The organism is Pseudomonas sp. W2Jun17 (genome assembly GCF_023127795.1).
Classification (GTDB): domain Bacteria; phylum Pseudomonadota; class Gammaproteobacteria; order Pseudomonadales; family Pseudomonadaceae; genus Aquipseudomonas; species Aquipseudomonas synxantha_A.
In genome coordinates this window covers 208,158-230,966 of record NZ_SPKO01000033.1, presented here as the reverse complement: position 1 = coordinate 230,966, position 22,809 = coordinate 208,158, and the positions used below count along the sequence as shown (strand labels likewise).

At 58.7% G+C, this 22,809-nt stretch carries 21 protein-coding genes and 1 pseudogene; 12 read left to right on the top strand and 10 right to left on the bottom strand.

Features of this window, described 5'->3' with window-relative positions; translation table 11 throughout:
- The first annotated feature begins 49 nt into the window (after nt 1–49).
- Entirely contained in the window at nt 50–1,228 is a 1,179-nt protein-coding gene (locus E4O98_RS21130) for an NAD(P)/FAD-dependent oxidoreductase (RefSeq protein ID WP_032879024.1), read from the top strand.
- A gap of 216 nt (nt 1,229–1,444) precedes the next feature.
- Nucleotides 1,445–3,628: a YccS family putative transporter gene (gene yccS / locus E4O98_RS21125; protein WP_005792181.1), complete on the top strand. Its 2,184-nt coding sequence runs from the start codon at nt 1,445–1,447 to the stop codon at nt 3,626–3,628.
- A 4-nt stretch (nt 3,629–3,632) separates the two neighbouring features.
- On the opposite strand, the gene E4O98_RS21120 is transcribed toward yccS, so the two are convergent.
- Nucleotides 3,633–4,370: a transporter substrate-binding domain-containing protein gene (locus tag E4O98_RS21120; protein WP_032879022.1), complete on the bottom strand. Its 738-nt coding sequence runs from the start codon at nt 4,368–4,370 to the stop codon at nt 3,633–3,635.
- 197 nt (nt 4,371–4,567) lie between these two features.
- On the opposite strand from E4O98_RS21120, the gene E4O98_RS21115 reads away from it, so the two are divergent.
- Nucleotides 4,568–5,020 (top strand): GNAT family N-acetyltransferase, encoded by a 453-nt coding sequence (locus tag E4O98_RS21115; RefSeq protein ID WP_103735277.1) that lies wholly within the window; start codon nt 4,568–4,570, stop codon nt 5,018–5,020.
- Between the two features lie 36 nt (nt 5,021–5,056).
- On the opposite strand, the gene E4O98_RS21110 is transcribed toward E4O98_RS21115, so the two are convergent.
- Genes E4O98_RS21110 through E4O98_RS21100 form a run of 3 tightly spaced genes read right to left on the bottom strand, consistent with a single transcriptional unit; the run spans nt 5,057 to nt 8,020 of the window.
- The gene (locus tag E4O98_RS21110) at nt 5,057–5,353 is read right to left on the bottom strand and encodes a winged helix-turn-helix domain-containing protein (protein ID WP_005792184.1); all 297 of its coding nucleotides are present in this window, start codon (nt 5,351–5,353) and stop codon (nt 5,057–5,059) included.
- Between the two features lie 17 nt (nt 5,354–5,370).
- The gene (locus E4O98_RS21105; protein WP_248136165.1) at nt 5,371–5,871 is read right to left on the bottom strand and encodes a M48 family metallopeptidase; all 501 of its coding nucleotides are present in this window, start codon (nt 5,869–5,871) and stop codon (nt 5,371–5,373) included.
- 43 nt (nt 5,872–5,914) lie between these two features.
- Nucleotides 5,915–8,020: an EAL domain-containing protein gene (locus E4O98_RS21100; protein WP_248136163.1), complete on the bottom strand. Its 2,106-nt coding sequence runs from the start codon at nt 8,018–8,020 to the stop codon at nt 5,915–5,917.
- A 310-nt stretch (nt 8,021–8,330) separates the two neighbouring features.
- Here E4O98_RS21100 and E4O98_RS21095 point away from each other — a divergent pair, with 310 nt between their 5' ends.
- From E4O98_RS21095 to E4O98_RS21070, 6 genes and pseudogenes are all read left to right on the top strand, one after another.
- A complete protein-coding gene (locus E4O98_RS21095) occupies nt 8,331–8,996 on the top strand; it encodes a polysaccharide lyase family 7 protein (protein ID WP_248136162.1) in 666 nt (221 codons plus the stop codon).
- A gap of 483 nt (nt 8,997–9,479) precedes the next feature.
- A pseudogene (locus E4O98_RS21090) lies at nt 9,480–9,753 on the top strand (fructose-bisphosphate aldolase).
- Between the two features lie 231 nt (nt 9,754–9,984).
- Nucleotides 9,985–10,542, top strand: coding sequence for a hypothetical protein (locus E4O98_RS21085; protein ID WP_223017712.1), 558 nt, complete (start codon nt 9,985–9,987; stop codon nt 10,540–10,542).
- A 79-nt stretch (nt 10,543–10,621) separates the two neighbouring features.
- Nucleotides 10,622–10,903, top strand: coding sequence for a hypothetical protein (locus E4O98_RS21080; RefSeq protein ID WP_223017713.1), 282 nt, complete (start codon nt 10,622–10,624; stop codon nt 10,901–10,903).
- 100 nt (nt 10,904–11,003) lie between these two features.
- Nucleotides 11,004–11,351: a hypothetical protein gene (locus tag E4O98_RS21075; protein ID WP_228309065.1), complete on the top strand. Its 348-nt coding sequence runs from the start codon at nt 11,004–11,006 to the stop codon at nt 11,349–11,351.
- A 415-nt stretch (nt 11,352–11,766) separates the two neighbouring features.
- Complete coding sequence (locus E4O98_RS21070) at nt 11,767–12,192, top strand: hypothetical protein (protein WP_223017714.1); 426 nt, start codon at nt 11,767–11,769, stop codon at nt 12,190–12,192.
- Nucleotides 12,193–12,311: 119 nt separating this feature from the next.
- Here the strand turns inward: E4O98_RS21070 and fba are convergent, their stop codons facing one another.
- The 6 genes from fba to tkt all read right to left on the bottom strand — a co-directional run bounded on the left by fba (nt 12,312) and on the right by tkt (nt 18,527).
- Nucleotides 12,312–13,376, bottom strand: a complete 1,065-nt coding sequence (gene fba / locus E4O98_RS21065; RefSeq protein ID WP_003177554.1) for a class II fructose-bisphosphate aldolase — start codon at nt 13,374–13,376, stop codon at nt 12,312–12,314.
- A gap of 123 nt (nt 13,377–13,499) precedes the next feature.
- Complete coding sequence (locus E4O98_RS21060; protein ID WP_005792196.1) at nt 13,500–13,835, bottom strand: MliC family protein; 336 nt, start codon at nt 13,833–13,835, stop codon at nt 13,500–13,502.
- Between the two features lie 60 nt (nt 13,836–13,895).
- Nucleotides 13,896–14,123 carry a hypothetical protein gene (locus E4O98_RS21055; RefSeq protein ID WP_005792197.1) on the bottom strand — a complete coding sequence of 76 codons (228 nt, stop codon included), beginning with the start codon at nt 14,121–14,123 and terminating at the stop codon, nt 13,896–13,898.
- Nucleotides 14,124–14,154: 31 nt separating this feature from the next.
- The gene (locus E4O98_RS21050) at nt 14,155–15,318 is read right to left on the bottom strand and encodes a phosphoglycerate kinase (RefSeq protein WP_032879003.1); all 1,164 of its coding nucleotides are present in this window, start codon (nt 15,316–15,318) and stop codon (nt 14,155–14,157) included.
- Between the two features lie 17 nt (nt 15,319–15,335).
- Nucleotides 15,336–16,391, bottom strand: coding sequence for an erythrose-4-phosphate dehydrogenase (epd, locus tag E4O98_RS21045; RefSeq protein WP_103734253.1), 1,056 nt, complete (start codon nt 16,389–16,391; stop codon nt 15,336–15,338).
- 138 nt (nt 16,392–16,529) lie between these two features.
- Nucleotides 16,530–18,527: a transketolase gene (tkt, locus tag E4O98_RS21040; protein ID WP_005792201.1), complete on the bottom strand. Its 1,998-nt coding sequence runs from the start codon at nt 18,525–18,527 to the stop codon at nt 16,530–16,532.
- Between the two features lie 260 nt (nt 18,528–18,787).
- Between tkt and E4O98_RS21035 the strand changes: the two genes are divergently transcribed.
- The 3 genes from E4O98_RS21035 to ligB all read left to right on the top strand — a co-directional run bounded on the left by E4O98_RS21035 (nt 18,788) and on the right by ligB (nt 22,768).
- The gene (locus E4O98_RS21035; RefSeq protein WP_248136159.1) at nt 18,788–19,783 is read left to right on the top strand and encodes a metalloregulator ArsR/SmtB family transcription factor; all 996 of its coding nucleotides are present in this window, start codon (nt 18,788–18,790) and stop codon (nt 19,781–19,783) included.
- Nucleotides 19,784–19,802: 19 nt separating this feature from the next.
- Entirely contained in the window at nt 19,803–20,993 is a 1,191-nt protein-coding gene (gene metK / locus E4O98_RS21030; RefSeq protein ID WP_248136157.1) for a methionine adenosyltransferase, read from the top strand.
- A gap of 110 nt (nt 20,994–21,103) precedes the next feature.
- Entirely contained in the window at nt 21,104–22,768 is a 1,665-nt protein-coding gene (gene ligB, locus E4O98_RS21025; protein ID WP_248136155.1) for an NAD-dependent DNA ligase LigB, read from the top strand.
- The last annotated feature ends 41 nt before the right edge of the window (nt 22,769–22,809 follow it).

Here is a 22,809-nt window from a genome sequence, read left to right as displayed (position 1 = left end):
TCCCACATTTGACTGTATTTCAATTCAGAATTTGTATGAGGACACCGTTTTGCGCTCGACCGAAGTTGTGATCATTGGCGCCGGCGCCGCAGGCTTGATGTGCGCATTGACCGCCGCCGGGCGTGGGCGCAAAGTGATGCTGATCGACCACGCCAACAAGGCCGGCAAGAAGATCCTGATGTCCGGTGGCGGCCGCTGCAACTTCACCAATATGTACACCGAGCCTGCCAACTTCCTCTCGCATAACGCGCACTTCTGCAAGTCGGCCCTGGCGCGCTACACCCAGTGGGATTTCATTGGGCTGGTGGCCAAGCACGGCGTGCCGTACCACGAGAAAAAACTCGGCCAGCTGTTCTGCGATAACAAGTCCAGCGACATCCTCGGCATGTTGCTCGATGAGTGCATCCAGACCGGCGTGAGCCTGCACCTGGACACCTCCATCGAGGAAATCGCCAGGCTCGATAGCGGCTACCAATTGCAGACCACGCTCGGCGAGTTGCACTGCGAGTCGCTGGTGATTGCCACCGGTGGCTTGTCGATCCCCACATTGGGCGCCACCGGTTTTGGCTATCAAGTGGCCAAGCAATTTGGCCACGAACTGCTGCCAACCCGCGCCGGGCTGGTGCCGTTTACCATCACCGACCAGCTCAAGCCATTGTGCAGTGAGTTATCCGGCACTTCAGTGGATTGCCTGGTGAGCTGCAACGGCCAGAGCTTTCGCGAGAACATGCTGTTCACCCATCGCGGCCTGAGCGGGCCGGCGATTTTGCAGATCTCGTCTTACTGGGAATCCGGCGACACGGTGGAAATCAACCTGTTGCCCGATCATGACGCCCATGACTGGCTGCAACAGCAACAGGCCGAGCATCCCAACAGCGAGCTAAAGACCCTGCTGGGGGAGATTTTCACCAAGAAGATGGCCAACCTGCTGGCCCAAAGCTGGTTCGAATCCAAACCGATGAAGCAGTACACCCATGCTGAAATTGCCGATATCGCGCAAAAGCTTGGGAGCTGGCAACTCGTACCGGCCGGCACCGAGGGCTATCGCACTGCCGAGGTAACCTTAGGTGGAGTGGACACGCGGGAAGTGTCGTCCAAGACCATGGAATCACTGAAAAGCCCTGGCCTGTACTTCATCGGCGAAGTGCTGGATGTGACCGGTCACCTGGGCGGGTTCAACTTTCAGTGGGCCTGGGCGTCGGGCTACGCAGCCGCGCAATATGCCTGACACAACGCAGTAAAAATGTGGGAGGGGACTTGCTCCCGATGGCGGTGTATCAGTCAGTACATCTGTTACTGATACACCGCCATCGGGAGCAAGCCCCCTCCCACATTGGTTTTGTAGTGATCTTGAAAAATTTGCTGTTGGATGTGATCACCACACTTGCCGTGGCGTCCTTGATAGCTCAATTTAGCGACAACGTCCCGGAAGACTCCAGACTTCATGTCATCGACCTCGTTCAAGCAGTCCATGCGGCGCCTGTGGGCGCTGGATAAATTCAGCTACAGCGTACGGGTGTTCATCGCCCTCACCGGCAGCATGGCGCTGTGTTGGTACCAGGATGAAATGACGCTGCTGATCCCGCTGTTCCTGGGGATTATCGCCAGTGCCCTGGCCGAGACTGATGACAGTTGGCAGGGCCGCCTCAACGCCCTGGCGGTGACACTGGTGTGTTTCAGCATCGCCGCGCTGTCGGTGGAATTGCTGTTCCCCTACCCCTGGATCTTTGCCATCGCCCTGGCCCTGGCCAGTTTCTCCCTGACCATGCTCGGTGCGCTGGGCGAACGCTATGGCGCGATTGCCTCGGCCACCTTGATTCTGTCGGTCTACACCATGATCGGCGTGGACCAGCGCGGCGGCGCCGTCACCGACTTCTGGCATGAGCCGCTGCTGCTGGTGGCCGGCGCCGCCTGGTACGGCGTGCTGTCGGTGCTGTGGCAGGCGCTGTTTTCCAACCAGCCGGTGCAGCAGAGCCTGGCGCGGTTGTTCCGTGAGCTGGGGCGCTATCTCAAGCTCAAGTCATCCTTGTTCGAGCCGATCCGCCAACTGGATGTGGAAGCCCGGCGCCTGGAACTGGCCCAGCAAAATGGCCGGGTGGTCGCCGCGCTGAATGCGGCCAAGGAAATCATTCTGCACCGTGTCGGCAATGGCCGACCGGGCTCGAAGGTCAGCCGCTACCTGAAGCTGTATTTCCTGGCCCAGGACATCCACGAACGCGCCAGTTCGTCTCACTACCCGTACAACGCCCTGACCGATGCCTTTTTCCACAGCGATGTGCTGTTTCGCTGCCAGCGCCTGCTGCGCCAGCAAGGCAAAGCCTGCCAGACCCTGGCCGAATCGATCCAACTGCGCCAACCGTTCATCTATGACGACAGCTTCGCCGAGGCCCTGGGCGACCTGAACGCCTCCCTGGAGCACCTGCGCATCCAGAGCAACCCCGCCTGGCGTGGCCTGTTGCGCTCGTTGCGCGCCTTGGCCGCCAACCTGTCCACCCTCGACCGCCTGCTGGGCGACGCCAGCAACCCCGATGCCCTGGCCGACGCTACCGACAGCAACCTGTTGGACCGCGCCCCGCGTAACTTCAAGGAAATGTGGACGCGCCTGCGCACCCAACTCACGCCGACGTCATTGCTGTTTCGGCACGCCTTGCGCCTGTCACTGGCATTGACCATCGGCTATGGCACCCTGCACGCCATCCACGCGTCCCAAGGTTACTGGATCATCCTCACCACCCTGTTCGTCTGCCAGCCGAGCTACGGCGCCACCCGCCGCAAACTCGGCCAGCGGATCATCGGCACCGCCATCGGCCTGACCGTGGCCTGGGCGCTGTTCGATTTGTTCCCCAACCCGGTCGTGCAATCGATGTTCGCCATCGCTGCGGGCCTGGTGTTCTTTATCAACCGCACCACGCGCTACACCCTGGCGACTGCAGCGATCACCCTGATGGTGCTGTTCTGCTTCAACCAGGTGGGCGATGGCTACGGGCTGTTTCTGCCTCGCCTGTTCGATACCCTGCTTGGCAGCCTGATCGCGGGGCTGGCGGTATTCCTGTTCCTGCCGGACTGGCAAGGCCGGCGCCTGAACAAAGTGCTGGCCAATACCCTGACCTGCAACAGCATCTACCTGCGCCAGATCATGCAGCAATACGCCGCCGGCAAGAGCGACGACCTGGCCTACCGCCTGGCCCGGCGCAACGCGCATAACGCCGATGCCGCGCTATCCACTACGCTGGCGAATATGCTGATGGAGCCTGGGCACTTTCGTAAGGAGGCCGACGTAGGCTTTCGCTTTCTGGTGCTGTCACACACCTTGCTCAGCTATTTGTCGGGTTTGGGTGCGCACCGCGAAACCCAGCTACCGGCTGACGTGCGTGAGCATTTGATCGAAGGCGCAGGCAACAGCCTGGCGGCAAGCATTGATGAGATCGCCAGCGGCCTGGCTAACAAACAGCCGATTGCGATCCAGAGTGATGCCGAGGAAGGGTTGGCGGCAGAGTTGGAGCAAATGCCGGATGAGATCGATGAGGCGCAGCGGCTGGTGCAAACGCAGTTGGCGTTGATTTGTCGGCAGCTGGGGCCGTTGCGCACGTTGGCCGCGCACTTGATCAAAGACACCAGCGCGGCTTAGGCCGCTACATCCCATGCGCCTTCATCAACCGCGCATAACTGCCATCCGCCTTCATCCGCGCAATCTCCCGATCAAAACCGGCAACAATCTGCGCGTGTTCGGGGTTCTTCAGGCTGACCAGGATATGCAAGCTGTTCTGGCTCAAGGGCTCGCCCACGAACGCCACGGCATTGCGCACCCGCGGAGATTCCCGCGCCAGGTAGTAACGCGCTACGTATTCATCCTCCAACGTCAACCGCACGCGCCGGGCCGCCAACATGCGCACGGCCATGGCAAAGTTGTGCACCGGCACTTTCTGCAACAGCGTGTCTTGGTCAAACGCTGCCGAGTAGGCGTAACCGCGCACCACGGCGATCGTTTCGTCGTGCAGTTCTGTCAGGTTGCGATAAGCAATGGGATCGTCGCTACGCTTGAGAAAGCGCACACGGTTAAGCAAATACTCGCCGGAAAACTGCCCCAACTGCGTACGGGCCTCGTCGTACCAGGCGTTGATCAGCACGTCGTAGCGTCCGTCCCCCACCCCTTTCAAGGCGCGAGCCCAAGGCACCTGGTCAAAATCACTGGCATACCCCGCACGGGCCAGGGCCGTGCTGACGATATCCGTGGCCAGGCCGCCATTGATCAGGGTGGCATCGGTAAACGGCGGCCAGCTATCCGCCACCAGGCGCAGGCGTTGTGCCAACACCGGTTGGGCCAGTAACAACACGGCGATCAAAGCAACGGCACGAGTCAATCGCGGCATGCTCAAAGTCCTTGGCGGGCAGGCAGTGGCCTGATAACAGTAGCTCATCAATGAGCGTGCACTGCAGATTACACAAAGAAACCCGCGGTGCCCGCGCCGAATGATGGCAAATTGATGCCATTCACAAAATTACCATTTTAGACACCAGCGCCCGCCGCGCTTACTATTCTTGGCACGTCTTTATACGAGCACACATCATGACGGTTGATTGGGTCTGCAAACATCACGACGACTTGGGCAAGGAACAGCTGTACGCCATCCTGCGCCTGCGCAACGAGGTCTTCGTCGTCGAGCAACAATGCGTTTACCAGGACATCGACGGCCAGGATCTGGCGGGCGATACCCACCACTTGATGGCCTGGCAAGATGATGAGCTGGTGGCCTACCTGCGGTTACTGGACCCTGAGTCCCAGGGCGACGACGTAGTGATCGGCCGCGTCATCGTAGCAAAGGTGGCACGGGGCACCGGGCTGGGGCATCAAATGATGGAGGAAGCGCTCAAGCGCATTGAGAGTATCTGGCCAGAAATGCCGATTTTTCTCTCAGCCCAGGCGCATTTGCAGGGGTATTACGGGCGCTATGGGTTCGTAGTGGCGGGCGAGGAATACCTGGAAGACGATATTCCACATATTGGTATGCGGCGGGCTTGATGGCCTCATCGGGGGCAAATCCAGCCACAACCTGTGTCAGGGGTAACCCAACACCTGCTTGATCATCGCAAGATTGGCCGCGATCCACCCCCGGTCAATCGCACCCCAATCACGAATCCGATAATGCCCAGCGTGATTACGCGCCCCCTCTTCCTGCTCAAACTCGCACACGATATCCAAGTCAGCCAACGCCGCAATCGTGTCCTGGGCCGTGCGCCGTGGCATGCCAGTGGCCTCGGTCAGCGCCGGGACGCTGCTGGCCAACTGGCTGTCGATCAAATACGCCACATACAGGCGGCGATAGAAGCTGCTTTTGGTCTTGCTCACATCCATGGTCTGTCGCCTTGTGGTTAGGGCTTGCCCTGCAAATCGCGCCAGGTGAGGTACACCCGCAGGTCGAATTCCACCTGATGGTAGTCCGGCATCATGTATTGGCAGAGTTTGTAGAACGCCTTGTTGTGGTCCGATTCCTTGAAGTGCGCCAGTTCATGCACCACGATCATGCGTAGAAACTGCGGGGCGGCCTCCTTGAACAGCGAAGCGATGCGAATCTCTTTCTTGGACTTGAGATTACCGCCCTGTACCCGCGAAATCGTGGTGTGCAAACCCAAGGCGCGATGAGTCAGGTCCAGCCGGTTATCGAACAGCACCTTGTCGATGGGCGGTGCGTTGCGCAAGTGTTCCTGCTTCAGGGCCAGCGCGTAGGCGTACAGCGCCTTGTCGCTCTGCACGGCGTGGCGTTCGGGGTAACGCTGCTCCAGATAGGCACCCAACTGGTCCTTGGCGATCAGTTGACGCACTTGCTCCTGAAGCGCAGCGGGATAGGCCTGGAGGTATTTCAACGCAGTCATGGGGGTGTGCAACGCAAATGGGACGGGCGCCAGTGTAGCGAATTCAACGCCCGCGAGGGTACGACCAGCCTGCAACGTCCTCGGCCATTAACGGCAACGCCGCCCACGGCCCCTGGATATACGTGCAGCCATTGGCCTTGAGCCATTCTGTTTGCTCAAGGGTCTCTACGCCTTCAGCGATCACCAACACATCAAAATGCCCACACAACTGGATGATGCTGCGTGCCATTGCGGCATCCCGCGACGAGCCTGGCAGGCGCGCCACCAACTGCGGGTCAAGCTTGAGGGTGTCGAACGCAAGATCGCGCAAATGGGCCAGGGAGCAGTGGCCAGCACCAAAGTCATCCAGGGCTATACGCACGCCAATGCGGCGCAGTAACTGCAACTGTTTGGTCGACTCCTCAAGATTATTCATCAGGCAGTCTTCACCGATTTCCACCTCCAACTGCCGCCCACGCAGCCCATGTCGCTCCAGTACCTGCTGCAGTTGGTTGGCCAGGTTGGGCATATTGAACTGGCTACTGCTCAGGCTCACGCTCAGCACCAGCTCAGGGTCGAAGGTAGCTTGCCAGGCCTGGCGCTGAGCAGCGACTTGCTGGTAGATCCAGGTGCTCAACTGGCTGATCAAGCGCGCCTCTTCCAACAGCGGCAAAAACAAACCTGGTGGCACATCGCCGACACTCGGATGCTGCCAGCGCAACAGTGCTTCGACACCGCGCAGACGCCCATCATCCAGGCACATCTGGGGTTGGTACACCAAGGTGAAATCCTTGTTCGCAATGGCTGTGCGTACGCTGTCTTCGAGCATCAGCCGCGAACGGGCGCGGCCGTTCATTTCCTGGTCGTAGTAACGATACTGCTGACGTCCGGCGCGCTTGGCTTCGTACATAGCGATATCTGCTGCCCGTAACAGACCGCTCAGGTCCGAGCCGCAATCCGGAAACGTCGCAATGCCAATACTGACGCCGAGCATCACATCCAGACCGTCGACCTGCTGGCACACAGACACTCGCTCGATCAGCTTTTCCGCGATCTTCGCAGCCTGTTCGGGGAACTCAAGCTCCAGCAAGGCGGTGAACTCGTCCCCGCCAATGCGTCCGAGAATGTCGTAGGAACGCAGATATGCCTGCATTTGTTCAGAAACCCAACGCAGCACGCGATCACCGGCGTCGTGGCCCAACGTATCGTTGACTCGCTTGAAGCCATCAAGGTCCAGGTACAGCAATACCAGCGCCTGCTCACTGCGTTCGCCGCGCAGCAACGTATTCTCCACCGCCTGATGAAAACCCCGCCGGTTCAGCAGCCCGGTCAACGGGTCGGTCACGGCCTGGAACTCCAGCTGCTGGTGCAGGTGGCGCACTTCAGACATGTCCAGCACTGTCACCACCATCGCCTGCTGCTCGGCAGGCAAGGGCGCGCAGGATAACGCCACCGGCACCTGCTGCCCGCGACCAGTACGCAAAATGGCATCGTGCTGGCGCCACGTCTGGCCCTTGCGATACGCCTCGTACATCGGGAAGCCCAGCCAAGTGGGCACATGAGGTTTTTGCAGAAAACTGAGGAAACTCTCCCCCTGCAACTCGGCCATCGTGGCATTGAGCAGCCGCGAAATGGCCGGGTTGGCGTACTCGATCACACTGGTTTCGCCCACCACCAGAATGCCCTCGGCGGCGTTATCCAGCACCGAGGCATTAAAGGCGCGCGCCAGTTCCAGGTCATGGCTCAGGCGCTGCAAAGCGCGGCGATTACGCTGGTGATCCAGCAACGCCTGCACCTTGGGCTTGAGGATAAGTGGGTCAAACGGCTTGAACAGGTAGTCGATCGCACCGCTGGCATACCCTTCAAGTACCGCATCGGGTGAATGGGCAGTGGCTGTCAGGAAGATAATCGGCGTCATGCGCGTGCGTTGGCTGCCACGCATTAGACGTGCCACCTCGAAGCCATCCATACCGGGCATGCGCACGTCCAGCAACACCAGGTCGACGTCGTGGGCCAGCAGCAATTCCAAGGCTTCCAGGCCGGAAGCGGCGGTCATTACCCGCCAGTCTTCACACTGCAATAGCGCACGCATGCTGACGAGGTTTTCCGGGTAGTCATCGACCACCAAAAGGACCGAACTGGCATCGCCTGGGTGTGGAGCGCAATCCATGCTACGTCTCTTCCTTGGGGAGCTGCACCGGTCAGTTCTGTTACCAAACCCGGATAAATACTGAGGGCTCACTCTAGCCTCGGTTCCAAAAAAGCAGAAGTGACGTGGATGCCCTCATTGAAACAAAAGCCAGGAAGCCGACTAACGGTAAGGCCCTACAGCCCGCGGCTCATGGGCAACATGGCTTTTTGGCATTCCTCTGACGCCAATTAATTGCCAGCGATTGTTTAACAATTTCACCAGCACCGCCTATAAAGAACCGGTAAGGCCTCTGGGCCAACGTTTTCACCCTCTGTAAAAGGCCAACACCATGATCGACCTCTCCACCTGGAACCTGAGCATTCCGGTCGGCTCCCCGCCCACGACCATCGACACCCCAAGGCTGCTGAGTGGCTTCAACGATCAATACTTCCAGGCCGAAGGCAGCGATGTGCAGTTCTGGACCCCCGTGACCGGCACCCGCACCGAAAACGCCATTTACCCACGCAGCGAACTGCGCGAAACCTACGCCGACGGGCGCCTGCGCAACTGGACCTACCCCGAGGCCGACAACTTCCTGCGCGCCACCCTCACGGTCAACCAGGTACCCACCTCCGGCAAAGTCGTCATCGGCCAGATCCACGCCTATGACAGCCAGAAACCACTGATCAAGCTGGAGTACCAGTTCAAGGAAAAAACCCAGACCGGCAACATCGTCGCCAAGGTGCGCATGCGCCCGGACGAGGCCGAGAGCCAGGTCATCATCGTCGCCTCCGACGTGTCGCTGGAGAAGAGCTTCACCTACGTTATCAATCTCAACAAAGCCGGGCTGCTCAGCGTGTACGCCGCCGACAGCGAGTGGAATGAACGCATTGGCGCTGCCTGGGGCGACAAGCCGTTGTACTTCAAGGCGGGGGTGTATGTGCAGGACAACAGTGGGGACAGCAAGGAGGGGGCAAGGGTGACGTTTGCGAAGTTGGATATTGATCACGAGTAAATGGATTAGCCTATTTCGAGTAGGCAACGTCCGATAAGCCCACGGATCATTCCCCGATAAATCCAGACGATTAAATCCCCTGTGGGAGGGGGCTTGCTCCCGATAGCGGTGTGCCAGCTCCAATAGCTGTGACTGACCCACCGCAATCGGGGGCAAGCCCCCTCCCACATTTGGCCTGTGTGGCCTGAGGGCTTGGTGTCCGTCCTACAGCACCATTGCGACAAGCCAACTCGCCGCTTATAGCTCGCCCCGTCGCCGGCGTTGATCAGCGATAGGGTTTCGCAGCCCTACAGAGTTAAAACCGCACCCGTCAAAACAGTCCCGGTATCTTGCCGACGGCAGTCTTTGTTATGGCGGCTGTGCGTGGGAGACCTTCGGGTCTGCCGGGTCTTAGCTCCTCGGTCTGCGAACCCGCGTACAGCTGCCACCTAATTTGTTTCGCAGCAAACGGTGGTCAATCTTCTTTCGAGTTAAGGATTCACCATGACCCAACAACTACCACCCCGCCGCTTCACCGCACCGAAACCGCCACCGACTACCCCGTGCTCCTGATCGACAGCGACGCACCACTGCTTGACCTTCACGCCTGTCTGCGCGAACGCCTCAACGCGGCGCTTGAGCACCTCAACCTGATGGCGTGCTCCATGCCGGACTTCGCCGAACGCGACCTGAACAACACGCATTCTGGTGCAGGATGTAAGTGATGTGTTTCGGGTCATTGAACACCGTGGTGTTCGATGATCCTGCCGCTGCTTGATCAAGCCCTGCAACAAAAGCCCGCACTTTTGCGGGTTTTCCCCTATAGGCTCATGCCCACAACTGACATTTTGAATAAACATGCCGTATAAGAGTCACAAGCGATTCGGCCTTGTAATAAATCGCAGCTTAATTCCGAATCGTTCTAGACACCTGTTAATGTTGACAGTAGCCGCTCCTTCCCGATTATTAGACGATAAGGCCTCACTCATCGCACTAAGGAAGTGCAAACATGGAAACTCTAAACGCCACTATCGAACTTAAACGGTACACTGCCGGTGATAAGGTGTGCGCCGTAACCGATCACGGAACCTTTGCCGGTACAATTGATCATTATGATGGCGTCGCAAAAACCTACACGGTGGCAACCCCAACAGGTGAGTTCGTTACTTTTGAAGAGCAAAGTATCAAGGCATGGGTCAATTCGGCGCTTTTAAATTCGCAACCACAAGCGCCAACGGAAGGACCGAAGGTGGGCGCTCGAACATTTGTCGTTGCCCAACCTGGCTCTTACATTCAAGACTACACCACTTACAACACCTATAACACCGTCTATGCTCAAGCAGGAAGCGTCGTCCAGATCTACAACCAGCGGAGTTCAATGGTCACTCTTCCACAGCCACCCACCTGTATAAAATGCACCGATGAAGAAAAGTTCTGGGCACTGTGGGCAGGCTTTTACTTCAACAACCCTCACTATCAAACCTACACCGGCATTCCTACAACAACCATTTATCCTAGCCAGACTACTATCGTGCCGAGTGGTAGCGTAGCGGTCATTAGAAACTAATAGACGTGTCTATACTGAATACATCAGCGCCCTTCATCAACACACATGAAATAAAATAGCAAAATTGGAGAATACGACCATGGATAACGCCAGCAACCCGCAAGGTCTGCCACTCAAGGAAAATGACCTCGCAGTTTTCGAGACCATTGATAAAAAAATCATCATTGGAAAAGTAGCGGGAATTTCAAAGGAGACCTTTAGCATCAAAGAAATTTCAACTCAACAACTTCTTACGCTTTCCCAAAATAATGTTCGCCTCATTCGAACCGCCGATATTCCCTCGACGTTGCAAACGACTCCAACAAACGTAGTAATCCCGCCAGTGCAGGAGCCTACACAGATCCCATCCAGTAACAGTTAAGCGAAGTATCAAGGTCCAGCCTTATCACCTACACGGTAGGTCTGGGCCTTGTGTCTAAATAAAAGGACTTCCACATCTTACTATTACAGAGAGTATTCGCATGGATGTTTATACAGGCTTCGAAGACTTAACGTTTACACTCAACACCACCCTAGGTGTAATTACGGGTACATTTCTTGGATTCGATTCGAACACCAATAGCCATATAATGAGCATTAACGGAGAGGTCGCCTCCATTCCCGCAGACAGTATCATATCCTTAATAACGACCAGTTCTTTTCAATTATTTGATGAGCCCAACAGAACTGTTACCGACGTCAACATGGAGCCAGGCGCGATTGCCCATATAAATTTTAGGGGTGCCCGTACCGCTGCCAGCATTCAACAACAGCCCGCTTATGGCAACTGGGACGACTTGAGCAAAGCGCTTACACAGAGCATTCAATAAGCAACATCATTATCTGGAGCATATAAAATGACTGCAGTCTTTACATCTGGCCAATACACCGGTGGTTACGGCGATCTATCGATTTACATTACCGTTGGAAACATCATATATACGTCGCCCACTACCGGAGTCTTTGCAGGAAACTGCAACTACTACGGAGATTTTATCTCCCTCTCTGGCACATTTAACACCCCGAATCCCGGATCTGCACAGGGCACAGTAATCAGAATGCAGTCGACCCAATCGAGCGGAACTCGGGTAAGCGGGCTGAACATAGAACTGAATGCAGCGGACCCTTACTACAGCTTACTTGAGGGCAGTCATACCATTCATTTTACAAATAGCACATGGGGTACGAATTACTTAGGTGTCAGACGTGTTTAACCTTCTCCAGCACTCATAGTGAACCAAAATCATGCCACCTATCTTTATGCCACCGGTTGACTTGTTGCTTTATAACTCGAGCAGAACCGTCTTGAACAATATATCGCCCATCGGCATTGACTTTAACAATCCCAACAACATCACGAGGAAGTCGACCACTATTCCTGATGCTTTTCGTGCGATAGACGGCTATGGTATCTATGTGCCACAGAGCACTGTATTTGACGTCAACAACGACAACGTAGTTTTGCACGTAAAAAACACAACGACGGGAAAAGTAGGAACGTTCTCCGGGCATCGTGCATATTTAGCCCCGTATGTGTTTGAATTCGACTTCTACCATAACGGCAGGGTCACGACAGGCGCTGGTGATCTGCAGTTCTATTACGTCGTTACAAAACCTAATGGCACGGTTCTACAGTCCATAATCTTATTGATTACCGCAGTAGCGCCCTGATATTGGAACAGTGGTAGTTCAATCATGACAGGTAATGCCCAAGGGTGGCGGGACACGCTCGCTCACACACAAAAAACCCGTCTCGAGACGGGTTTTTAATACGCACCAGCCTTGTGGACTCAGTTCACCTTAGCGTTCAACTCACCCTTCAAATACCGCTGGTACATCGCTTCCAACGAGATCGGCTTGATCTTCGAAGCATTACCCGCAGTACCAAACGCTTCGTAGCGAGCAATACACACGTCGCGCATTGCGGTCACGGTGGCACCGAAGAACTTACGCGGGTCGAACTCGCTCGGGTTGGTGGCCATCAGGCGACGCATTGCGCCAGTAGAGGCCAGGCGCAGGTCGGTGTCGATGTTGACCTTGCGCACGCCGTACTTGATGCCTTCGACGATTTCTTCAACCGGTACGCCGTAGGTTTCTTTGATGTCGCCGCCGTACTGGTTGATGATCGCCAGCCACTCTTGCGGGACCGAGGAAGAGCCGTGCATCACCAGGTGGGTGTTGGGGATGCGCTTGTGGATTTCCTTGATGCGGTCGATAGCCAGCACGTCGCCGGTAGGTGGCTTGGTGAACTTGTAGGCGCCGTGGCTGGTGCCGATGGCGATGGCCAAGGCGTCGACCTGGGTCTTCTTGACGAAGTCGGCCGCTTCTTCCGGGTCGGTCAGCATCTGGCTGTGATCCAGCACGCCTTCGGCGCCGATGCCGTCTTCTTCGCCGGCCATGCCGGTTTCAAGCGAGCCCAGGCAGCCCAGCTCGCCTTCGACCGACACGCCGCAGGCATGAGCCATGGCCACAGTTTGTTGGGTGACGCGTACGTTGTACTCGTAGTCGGTTGGGGTCTTGCCGTCTTCGCCGAGGGAGCCATCCATCATCACCGAGCTGAAGCCCAGCTGGATGGAGCGCTGGCACACGTCAGGGCTGGTGCCGTGGTCCTGGTGCATGCACACCGGGATATGTGGGAATTCTTCGATGGCCGCAAGGATCAGGTGACGCAGGAACGGGGCACCGGCGTATTTGCGCGCACCGGCCGAAGCCTGGACGATCACAGGGGAGTCGGTCTTGTCAGCGGCTTCCATGATGGCGCGCATCTGCTCAAGGTTGTTGACGTTAAAGGCTGGGACGCCGTAGCCGAACTCGGCTGCGTGGTCCAGCATTTGACGCATGCTGATAAGTGCCATTGTGTTGTCTCTCCCGGTCGAGGGTCGTTAATCGTGCAAGCCTGCCGTAGCGGCGGCTGCTATTCAAGTTATTGCAGATCAAGGGGTTAAGCTTGAGCTGCTGAATCGTTATTGCTGTTGGGTTCAGTTGGCTTTGCAGCCGCGCCCAATCAAATCATCGGTGGCAACCCAGTACACCAGGCCTTCCTCACCTTTGGTGTGAAACGCCAGCTGGCCGTCGCTGTACAGCACGCCCGAGGCGGCTACCTCTTGCTTGAGACGGTAAACCTGGTCCGAGCCGCCGAGGCGTACATCCACTTCGGAACGGGCCTGGTTGGCGAAGCGCCAGTTGAGCTCGGCCTTGCTATCGCAGGTCCAGGTGGTCCACTTGTCGGCAGGCTCTGCGGCCTTGCTGAACATGTTCATGCTGCTGCAACCGGCCAACAGGGCCAGGGCTGCCAGGGCGAAAACGCCTTTCATTGCCAATCCTCGCAGGGCGACCTGGGGCCGCCGTTGCTGTTGGTTAGTGGATCAGACCCGTCAAGGGCAACCCTGTTCCTGACCGTTGGGCGCGGAGTCGTATTTCTCCAGCCGTTCGTTGCCGATGCGCTTGTTGATCACCGGCATGGTCTCGGCTTGCCAGTCAGCCTGGTAACAGCTTTTGTTCAACGGAGCCTTGGCGTTGTCCGCCTCCGGCGCCGCGCTGGGTGTGCCGCTGCAGCCGGCCAACAAGCCCGCTGCGATCACCAGTGCCAACGACTTGATCATGGGAACACTCCTTTTCCTGATCACGCGAGCCTTAGCCCTTGGCTCGGGTTTCCAGCACTTCCACGGCTGGCAAAACCTTGCCCTCGACGAATTCGAGGAAGGCGCCGCCACCGGTAGAAATGTAGGAGATCTGATCAGCAACGCCATATTTATCGATGGCCGCCAAGGTGTCACCGCCGCCGGCGATGGAGAAGGCCGAGCTTTCAGCAATAGCTTTGGCCAGCACTTTGGTGCCGTTGCCGAACTGGTCGAACTCGAACACGCCTACCGGGCCATTCCACAGGATAGTCTGGGATGCCTTGAGCAGTTCGGCGAAGTTGGCCGCAGTTTGCGGGCCGATGTCCAGGATCATGTCGTCAGCGGCCACGTCAGCGATGAGCTTGACGGTGGCTTCGGCGCTTTCAGCGAACTCTTTGGCAACGACCACGTCCACCGGCAATGGCACGCTGACTTTGGCGGCGATGGCGCGCGCGGTATCCAGCAGGTCCGGTTCGTACAGGGACTTGCCCACCGGGTGGCCGGCTGCGGCCAGGAAGGTGTTGGCGATGCCGCCGCCGACGATCAACTGGTTGCAGATCTGGCTGAGGCTATTGAGTACATCCAGCTTGGTGGAGACCTTGGAGCCGGCAACGATGGCCGCCATTGGCTGGGCCGGAGCGCCCAGGGCCTTGCCCAACGCATCCAGCTCAGCAGCCAGCAGTGGGCCGGCAGCGGCAACCTTGGCGAACTTGGCCACACCGTGGGTCGAACCTTCAGCGCGGTGAGCAGTGCCGAAAGCGTCCATCACGAACACATCGCACAAGGCGGCATATTGCTGGGCCAGTTCGTCGCTGTTCTTTTTCTCGCCCTTGTTGAAGCGCACGTTTTCGAACAGCACGATGTCACCGGCTTTCACGTCCACGCCGCCCAGGTAGTCTGCGACCAGTGGCACGTCACGGCCCAGGGCCTTGCTCAGGTACTCGGCGACAGGCTTGAGGCTGTTTTCGGCAGAGAACTCACCTTCGGTCGGGCGACCCAAGTGGGAGCAGACCATCACGGCCGCGCCTTTTTCCAGGGCCAGCTTGATGGTCGGCAGCGAGGCCAGGATTCGCGCATCGCTGGTGACAACACCGTCCTTGACTGGGACGTTGAGGTCTTCGCGGATCAGTACGCGTTTACCTTGCAGATCGAGGTCGGTCATCTTCAACACGGTCATGGGTCGCAGTTCCTGAATTACTGTTGAGGTTGTTTAGAGGCGATGTGCAGATAATGTTCCGCAACATCCAGCATTCGGTTGGCAAAACCCCATTCGTTGTCGAACCAGGCCAGGATGTTCACCAGCCTGGGGCCGGAAACGCGAGTCTGGCTGGCATCGACAATCGCCGAATGCGGGTCATGGTTGAAATCGCAACTGGCGTGGGGCAACTCGGTGTAGGCCAGCAGGCCTTTGAGCGGGCCGCTGGTGGCGGCGTCACGCAGTATCCGGTTGACCTCCGTCGCATCGGTGTCGCTGACGGTTTGCATGGTGATATCCAGGCAAGACACGTTTACCGTCGGCACCCGTACGGCTTTGGCCTGGATTCGCCCGGCAAGTTCCGGCAACAGTCGCTCGATGCCGCGAGCTAAGCCTGTGGACACCGGGATCACTGACTGGAACGCCGAACGCGTGCGGCGCAGGTCTTCGTGGTGATAGGCGTCGATCACCGGCTGGTCGTTCATCGCCGAGTGAATCGTGGTGATCGATACATAATCCAGGCCGATCGCCTGATCCAGCAGGCGCAACAATGGCACGCTGCAGTTGGTGGTACACGAAGCGTTGGACACCAGCAGCTCATCACCGGTCAGGCAATCCTGGTTGATGCCATAGACAATGGTGGCGTCGACATCCGCCTCGCTGGCCATCGGCTGTGAAAACAGCACACGCGGCGCACCGGCGTCGAGAAAACGCTGGCCATCGGCACGGGTGTTATAGACACCGGAGCATTCCAGCACCAGGTCGACGCCCAGTGCTTTCCAGTCGATGCCTTCGGGGGTGGCACTGCGCAACACTTGTACGCAGTTGCCATTGATATGCAGACAATCGCCGTCGACTCGCACTTCGCCGGGAAAGCGGCCGTGGGTGGAGTCAAAGCGTGTCAGGTATTCGATGCTGGCCATGTCGGCCAGATCGTTGATTGCAACAATTTCAAACCCGGCTGCAGCCCCTCGCTCGAACAGAGCACGCAAGACGCAACGACCAATGCGGCCGTAGCCGTTGAGTGCAACTTTGTAGGGACGCGGTTGGGGCATGGGGTTCTCGATCAAGGTTAGTGCGGTGTTGAATGTTCTGACGCCATCGCGGGCAAGCCCACTCCCACATTAGACCGCGATCCAAATGTGGGAGCGGGCTTGCCCGCGATAGCGCCAGTGCAGACAACGCAGACTGACTTAGTCTTCCAGCAACTCTTCAGCCTGACCCAGGATATTTTCCAGGGTGAAACCGAACTCTTCGAACAACGCTGGTGCCGGCGCCGACTCACCATAGGTGGTCATGCCGATCACGCGGCCTTCCAGGCCCACGTACTTGTACCAGTAGTCAGCGTGAGCCGCTTCGATGGCGATACGCGCGCTGACCTGCAACGGCAACACCGATTGCTTGTAGCCGGCGTCCTGGGCTTCGAACACGCTGGTGCATGGCATGGATACAACGCGAACGTTGCGGCCCTGCGCGGTCAGCTTGTCGTAGGCCTGAACGGTCAGGCCCACTTCGGAACCGGTGGAGATCAGGATCAGCTCCGGCTCGCCGATGCAGTCCTTGAGCACATAACCACCACGGCTGATGTCGGCGATCTGCGCGTCGGTACGCACCTGGTGTTGCAGGTTCTGACGCGAGAAGATCAGCGCCGAAGGGCCGTCCTTGCGCTCGATGGCGTGCTTCCAGGCCACGGCGGATTCGACCGCGTCGGCTGGGCGCCAGCAGTCCAGGTTCGGCGTGGTACGCAGGCTGGTCAGTTGCTCGACCGGCTGGTGCGTCGGGCCGTCTTCACCCAGGCCGATGGAGTCGTGGGTGTACACATGGATCACACGCTTCTTCATCAGCGCAGCCATACGTACGGCGTTACGTGCGTACTCCATGAACATCAGGAACGTCGCGCCGTAAGGCACCAGGCCGCCGTGCAAGGACACGCCGTTCATGATGGCGCTCATGCCGAACTCGCGCACGCCGTAGTACATGTAGTTGCCGCTGGCGTCTTCGGCCGAGACACCTTTGCAGCCTTTCCACAGGGTCAGGTTGGAACCGGCCAGGTCAGCCGAACCGCCGAGGATCTCAGGCAGCAGCGGGCCAAAGGCGTTCAGGGTGTTCTGGCTGGCTTTACGGCTGGCGATGGTCTCGCCCTTGGCCGCGACTTCGGCGATGTAGGCCGAGGCTTTTGCCGAGAAGTCGGCAGGCAGGTCACCGGCCAGGCGACGAACCAGCTCGTTGGCAAGCTCCGGGAATTCGGCGGAGTAGGCCGCGAAACGCTGGTCCCACTCGGCTTCGGTGGCCAGGCCTTTTTCCTTGGCGTCCCATTCGGCATAGATGTCGGCCGGGATTTCAAACGGGCCGTGGTTCCACTTCAGCGCTTCACGGGTCAGGGCGATTTCCGCGTCACCCAGTGGGGCGCCGTGGCAGTCTTCTTTACCTTGCTTGTTCGGCGAGCCGAAACCGATGGTGGTCTTGCAGCAGATCAGGGTTGGCTGCGCGCTCTTGCGAGCGGTGTCGATGGCGATCTTGATTTCTTCCGGATCGTGGCCGTCGACGTTGCGGATCACCTGCCAGTTGTAGGCTTCGAAACGCTTGGGGGTGTCGTCGGTGAACCAGCCTTCGACTTCGCCGTCGATGGAAATGCCGTTGTCGTCGTAGAAGGCAATCAGCTTGCCCAGGCCGAGAGTGCCGGCCAGGGAGGCGACTTCGTGGGAGATGCCTTCCATCATGCAGCCATCACCCAGGAACACATAGGTGTGGTGGTCGACGATGTCGTGGCCAGGGCGGTTGAATTGCGCCCCCAGAACTTTTTCAGCCAGCGCGAAGCCGACAGCGTTGGCCAGGCCCTGACCCAGGGGACCGGTAGTGGTCTCCACGCCTGGGGTGTAGCCGAATTCCGGGTGACCGGGGGTGCGGCTGTGCAGCTGACGGAAGCTCTTGAGGTCGTCGATGGTGACGTCGTAGCCGGTCAGGTGCAGCAGCGAATAGATCAGCATCGAGCCGTGGCCGTTGGACAGCACGAAGCGGTCACGGTCGGCGAACGACGGGTTGCTCGGGTTGTGTTTCAGGTAGTCACGCCAAAGTACCTCGGCGATATCCGCCATGCCCATCGGGGCACCGGGATGGCCGCTGTTGGCTTTTTGCACGGCATCCATGCTGAGGGCACGAATGGCGTTGGCACGCTCACGACGGCTGGGCATCGCTGATCTCCTGGAGTTTACTTATAAAGAAACGGAAAAAAGGACCGGCATTTTCCCTCAGCCACCGCCTGCGGGCAATGACAGATAGTCACTTGAGGGTGTTTTTCCTGTTGTTTGGACGGCAATAGGTTGCAGAAACCTTTAACTGGTTCGTCTAAAGGTTATAGCGGCAGCTTATAACCGCCACTTATCGATCAATATCAAAACTTTTTGATATTGACCTTGCAGGGATTTACACCCGTCACTAGACTGCTGGCCTTATGAACCTACCCGTGCCCTCCCTGCGTCCTGACGACGGCGATGAACTGGCAGCCCTTTGCAAGGCTGCAGGTGATCCGTTGCGCCTGAACGTATTGCGCGCACTGGCCAACGATTCGTTCGGGGTGCTGGAACTGGCGCAGATCTTCGCCATCGGCCAATCCGGCATGAGCCACCACTTGAAAGTGCTGGCCCAGGCCGACCTGGTCGCCACGCGCCGCGAAGGTAATGCGATTTTTTACCGCCGCGCCCTGCCCCATACCGAACAGCTGGGCGGCAAACTGCACGCCGCCTTGCTTGAGGAAGTGGATAACCTCGGCCTGCCGAGCGACGTACAGTCGCGCATCGGCCAGGTCCACGGGCAACGCGCCGCCGCCAGCCAAGACTTTTTCTCCCGGGTTGCCGACAAGTTTCGCGCCCAGCAGGACCTGATCGCCGGCTTGCCCCAATACCGCGAAAGCGTACTGGCGCTGTTGGACAAGCTGAGCTTCAGTACTGAGGCAACGGCCGTGGAAGTCGGCCCTGGCGATGGCGGCTTTCTGCCGGACCTGGCACGGCGTTTCGGGCAGGTGACGGCGCTGGACAACAGCCCGGCAATGCTTGAACTGGCGCGCCAACTCTGTGAACGCGAAGCCCTGAGCAATGTGCGCCTGCAGTTGGCCGACGCCTTGAATGACACCAGCCTGCGGGCCGATTGCGTGGTGCTGAACATGGTCTTGCACCATTTCGCCGCCCCCGCCGACGCCCTCAAGCAAATGGCCGGGTTACTGCACCCCGGCGGTAGCCTGCTGGTTACGGATTTATGCAGCCACAACCAGAATTGGGCCAAGGAGGCCTGCGGTGATCTCTGGCTGGGTTTTGAACAGGACGATCTGGCCCGTTGGGCCACCGCTGCGGGACTCGTTCCCGGGGAAAGCCTCTATGTAGGTTTACGTAATGGTTTCCAGATTCAGGTCCGCCATTTTCAGCGACCGGCTGGCGACACTCACCATCGGTAAATATCAGGAAAACATCGAGATGAGCGAATACTCCCTTTTCACCTCCGAGTCCGTGTCTGAAGGGCATCCGGACAAAATCGCCGACCAGATTTCTGACGCGGTGCTGGACGCTATCATCGCTGAAGACAAGTTCGCCCGTGTGGCGTGCGAGACGCTGGTGAAAACGGGCGTGGCGATCATCGCCGGCGAAGTCACCACTACAGCCTGGGTCGACCTGGAGCAGATCGTTCGTGACGTGATCACCGACATTGGCTACAACAGCTCCGACGTCGGCTTCGACGGCGCGACCTGCGGCGTGATGAACATCATCGGCAAGCAATCGCCTGACATCAACCAGGGTGTAGACCGTGCCAAGCCTGAAGACCAGGGCGCCGGCGACCAGGGCCTGATGTTCGGCTACGCCAGCAATGAAACCGACGTGCTGATGCCGGCGCCGATCACCTTCTCGCACCAGTTGGTGCAACGCCAGGCCGAAGCACGTAAATCCGGGGTATTGCCTTGGCTGCGCCCGGACGCCAAGTCCCAGGTGACCTGCCGTTACGAAGGCGGCAAAGTCGTGGGTATCGACGCCGTTGTGCTGTCGACCCAGCACAACCCGGACGTGTCCTACGCCGACCTGCGCGAAGGCGTGATGGAGCTGATCGTCAAGCACGTGCTGCCTGCCGAGTTGCTGACCAAGGACACCCAGTTCCACATCAACCCGACCGGACAGTTCATCATCGGCGGCCCCGTGGGCGACTGCGGCCTGACCGGTCGCAAGATCATCGTCGACAGCTACGGCGGCATGGCCCGTCACGGCGGTGGCGCGTTCTCGGGTAAAGACCCGTCCAAGGTTGACCGTTCGGCCGCTTATGCCGGTCGTTATGTGGCCAAGAACATCGTGGCTGCCGGCCTGGCCGAGCGCTGCGAAATTCAGGTTTCCTACGCTATTGGCGTGGTGCAGCCTACGTCGATCTCGCTGAATACCTTCGGCACCGGCAAGATCAGCGACGAGAAAATCGTCAAGCTGGTGCGTGAAATCTTCGACCTGCGCCCCTACGCAATCACCACCATGCTCGACCTGCTGCACCCGATGTATCAGGAAACCGCAGCCTACGGCCACTTCGGCCGTACCCCTGCGCAGAAGACTGTTGGCGATGACACCTTCAGCACCTTCACCTGGGAAAAAACCGACCGAGCCAACGACCTGCGTATCGCTGCCGGCCTGTAAGCGTTCGCGCTGTATACAGAAACACCCGGTAAAAAGCCCCGAGCAATCGGGGCTTTTTTGTGGGCGCCTGGATGACTTAGGCTGGGCTCCCTTTTCGAGCAAGGATGCTCATGATGCATATGTTCATGGCTTTTTTTCTCAGTGTTTTATCCAGCTGGACGTGGGCAGAAACGTGCCCCGATCACGCTCACCTGCAACTCGACAGCTTGGCCAGGCAGATCAGCCAGTGGGACGACAGTTACCACCGCCAGGGCCAATCCCCCATCAGTGACGAACTCTACGACCAGGCCCGCCAGCGCCTGGCGCAATGGCGTGAATGCACACGCCAAGCCACGCCGAAAGCGGAAAACCCGCTGGCCAGTTCACGCGGCACGTTACGGCACCCAGTCGCGCACACCGGCCTGGAAAAGCTGCCGGACGAACCGGCAGTCAAGGAGTGGCTCAGCACCCGCCAGGACGTATGGATCCAACCCAAGGTCGACGGGGTGGCGGTGACGCTCGTCTATCGCGAGGGCCGCTTGCAGCAACTCATCAGCCGAGGCGATGGCGTGCTGGGCCACGATTGGTCGGCCTCGGCCGCCAGGATCCCCGGTATCGTCCAACAGCTGCCAGACGCGATTGATGTGGTGCTGCAAGGCGAACTTTACTGGCGCCTTGATCACCATGTGCAAGCGATAAACGGTGGGCTCAATGCGCGCAGCAAAGTGGCCGGCCTGATGAACCGGCGACAATTGAGCGACGCTGAGGCGGCAGGCATCGGCTTGTTCGTCTGGGCCTGGCCTGACGGTCCGGCGGACTTCACCGAGCGCCTGGCCACCCTGACGCGCTGGGGCTTCAGCGATACACAGCGTTATAGCCACCCCATTGCGCACATCAGCGAAGCCACTCATTGGCGCACGCATTGGTACAACGCACCGCTGCCCTTCGCCAGCGATGGCGTGGTGCTGCACCAGGCTGCACGGGCACCCGCCGAGCGCTGGCAAGCCAGTGCGCCTTATTGGATGGTCGCCTGGAAGTACCCAGCCATCAAAGCCCTGGCACTGGTGCGCAAGGTGCAATTCAGGATCGGTCGCACCGGGCGCATCACCCCCATCCTCGAACTGGAACCCGTGTGGCTGGATGATCGGCAGATCAGCCGGGTCAGCGCCGGCTCCCTGAAACGCTGGCAAGCCCTGGATATCCGCCCCGGCGACCATGTGTCGATCAGCCTGGCGGGCCAGGTCATTCCCCGACTGGACGAGGTGATCCTGCGCAACGAAACCCGTGTGGACATGCAGCTACCCAACCCTCGCGATTTTCACGCCCTGAGTTGCTGGCAAATGGAGCCCGGCTGCGAAGATCAATTACTCGCCCGCCTCACCTGGCTGAGCGGCAAACAGGGCCTGGCCTTGCCACATATGGGCCGTGAAACCTGGAACATATTGATCCAGGCCGGTCTAATCGCAGGCTTTCTCGATTGGTTAACCCTGGATGCGGCGCAGCTTGCTACCATTGAGGGCTTCGGTGATCGCACTCGTGAGCGAGTGCTCGACAGTTTTAACAACGCCCGGCAACGCCCTTTTTCACAATGGCTCAAGGCCTTGGGCGTACCGCCAGCGGCGCGCAACAACCTGGAGGGCGACTGGCAGACGCTGGCCGCCAAAGACACCCAAGCCTGGCTGGCCTCAGACGGCATCGGCCCGGGTCGTGCAGCGCAACTGAGCGCGTTTTTTCGCGACCCGCAGGTGCAAGCCTTGGCTGGAACATTACGCGAGGCCGGGATAGATGGGTTTTGAACGCCACCCGGCCACCTGATTGCGACCTTGGAGCTTTATAG

Bases quoted from the DNA above. Each gene is read 5' to 3' on its own strand.
- yccS (WP_005792181.1), top strand. From the start codon at position 1,445: ATGTCATCGACCTCGTTCAAGCAGTCCATGCGGCGCCTGTGGGCGCTG.
- E4O98_RS21120 (WP_032879022.1), bottom strand. From the start codon at position 4,370: ATGCCGCGATTGACTCGTGCCGTTGCTTTGATCGCCGTGTTGTTACTG.
- E4O98_RS21115 (WP_103735277.1), top strand. From the start codon at position 4,568: ATGACGGTTGATTGGGTCTGCAAACATCACGACGACTTGGGCAAGGAA.
- E4O98_RS21110 (WP_005792184.1), bottom strand. From the start codon at position 5,353: ATGGATGTGAGCAAGACCAAAAGCAGCTTCTATCGCCGCCTGTATGTG.
- E4O98_RS21105 (WP_248136165.1), bottom strand. From the start codon at position 5,871: ATGACTGCGTTGAAATACCTCCAGGCCTATCCCGCTGCGCTTCAGGAG.
- E4O98_RS21100 (WP_248136163.1), bottom strand. From the start codon at position 8,020: ATGGATTGCGCTCCACACCCAGGCGATGCCAGTTCGGTCCTTTTGGTG.
- E4O98_RS21095 (WP_248136162.1), top strand. From the start codon at position 8,331: ATGATCGACCTCTCCACCTGGAACCTGAGCATTCCGGTCGGCTCCCCG.
- E4O98_RS21085 (WP_223017712.1), top strand. From the start codon at position 9,985: ATGGAAACTCTAAACGCCACTATCGAACTTAAACGGTACACTGCCGGT.
- E4O98_RS21080 (WP_223017713.1), top strand. From the start codon at position 10,622: ATGGATAACGCCAGCAACCCGCAAGGTCTGCCACTCAAGGAAAATGAC.
- E4O98_RS21075 (WP_228309065.1), top strand. From the start codon at position 11,004: ATGGATGTTTATACAGGCTTCGAAGACTTAACGTTTACACTCAACACC.
- E4O98_RS21070 (WP_223017714.1), top strand. From the start codon at position 11,767: ATGCCACCTATCTTTATGCCACCGGTTGACTTGTTGCTTTATAACTCG.
- fba (WP_003177554.1), bottom strand. From the start codon at position 13,376: ATGGCACTTATCAGCATGCGTCAAATGCTGGACCACGCAGCCGAGTTC.
- E4O98_RS21060 (WP_005792196.1), bottom strand. From the start codon at position 13,835: ATGAAAGGCGTTTTCGCCCTGGCAGCCCTGGCCCTGTTGGCCGGTTGC.
- E4O98_RS21055 (WP_005792197.1), bottom strand. From the start codon at position 14,123: ATGATCAAGTCGTTGGCACTGGTGATCGCAGCGGGCTTGTTGGCCGGC.
- E4O98_RS21050 (WP_032879003.1), bottom strand. From the start codon at position 15,318: ATGACCGTGTTGAAGATGACCGACCTCGATCTGCAAGGTAAACGCGTA.
- epd (WP_103734253.1), bottom strand. From the start codon at position 16,391: ATGCCCCAACCGCGTCCCTACAAAGTTGCACTCAACGGCTACGGCCGC.
- tkt (WP_005792201.1), bottom strand. From the start codon at position 18,527: ATGCCCAGCCGTCGTGAGCGTGCCAACGCCATTCGTGCCCTCAGCATG.
- E4O98_RS21035 (WP_248136159.1), top strand. From the start codon at position 18,788: ATGAACCTACCCGTGCCCTCCCTGCGTCCTGACGACGGCGATGAACTG.
- metK (WP_248136157.1), top strand. From the start codon at position 19,803: ATGAGCGAATACTCCCTTTTCACCTCCGAGTCCGTGTCTGAAGGGCAT.
- ligB (WP_248136155.1), top strand. From the start codon at position 21,104: ATGATGCATATGTTCATGGCTTTTTTTCTCAGTGTTTTATCCAGCTGG.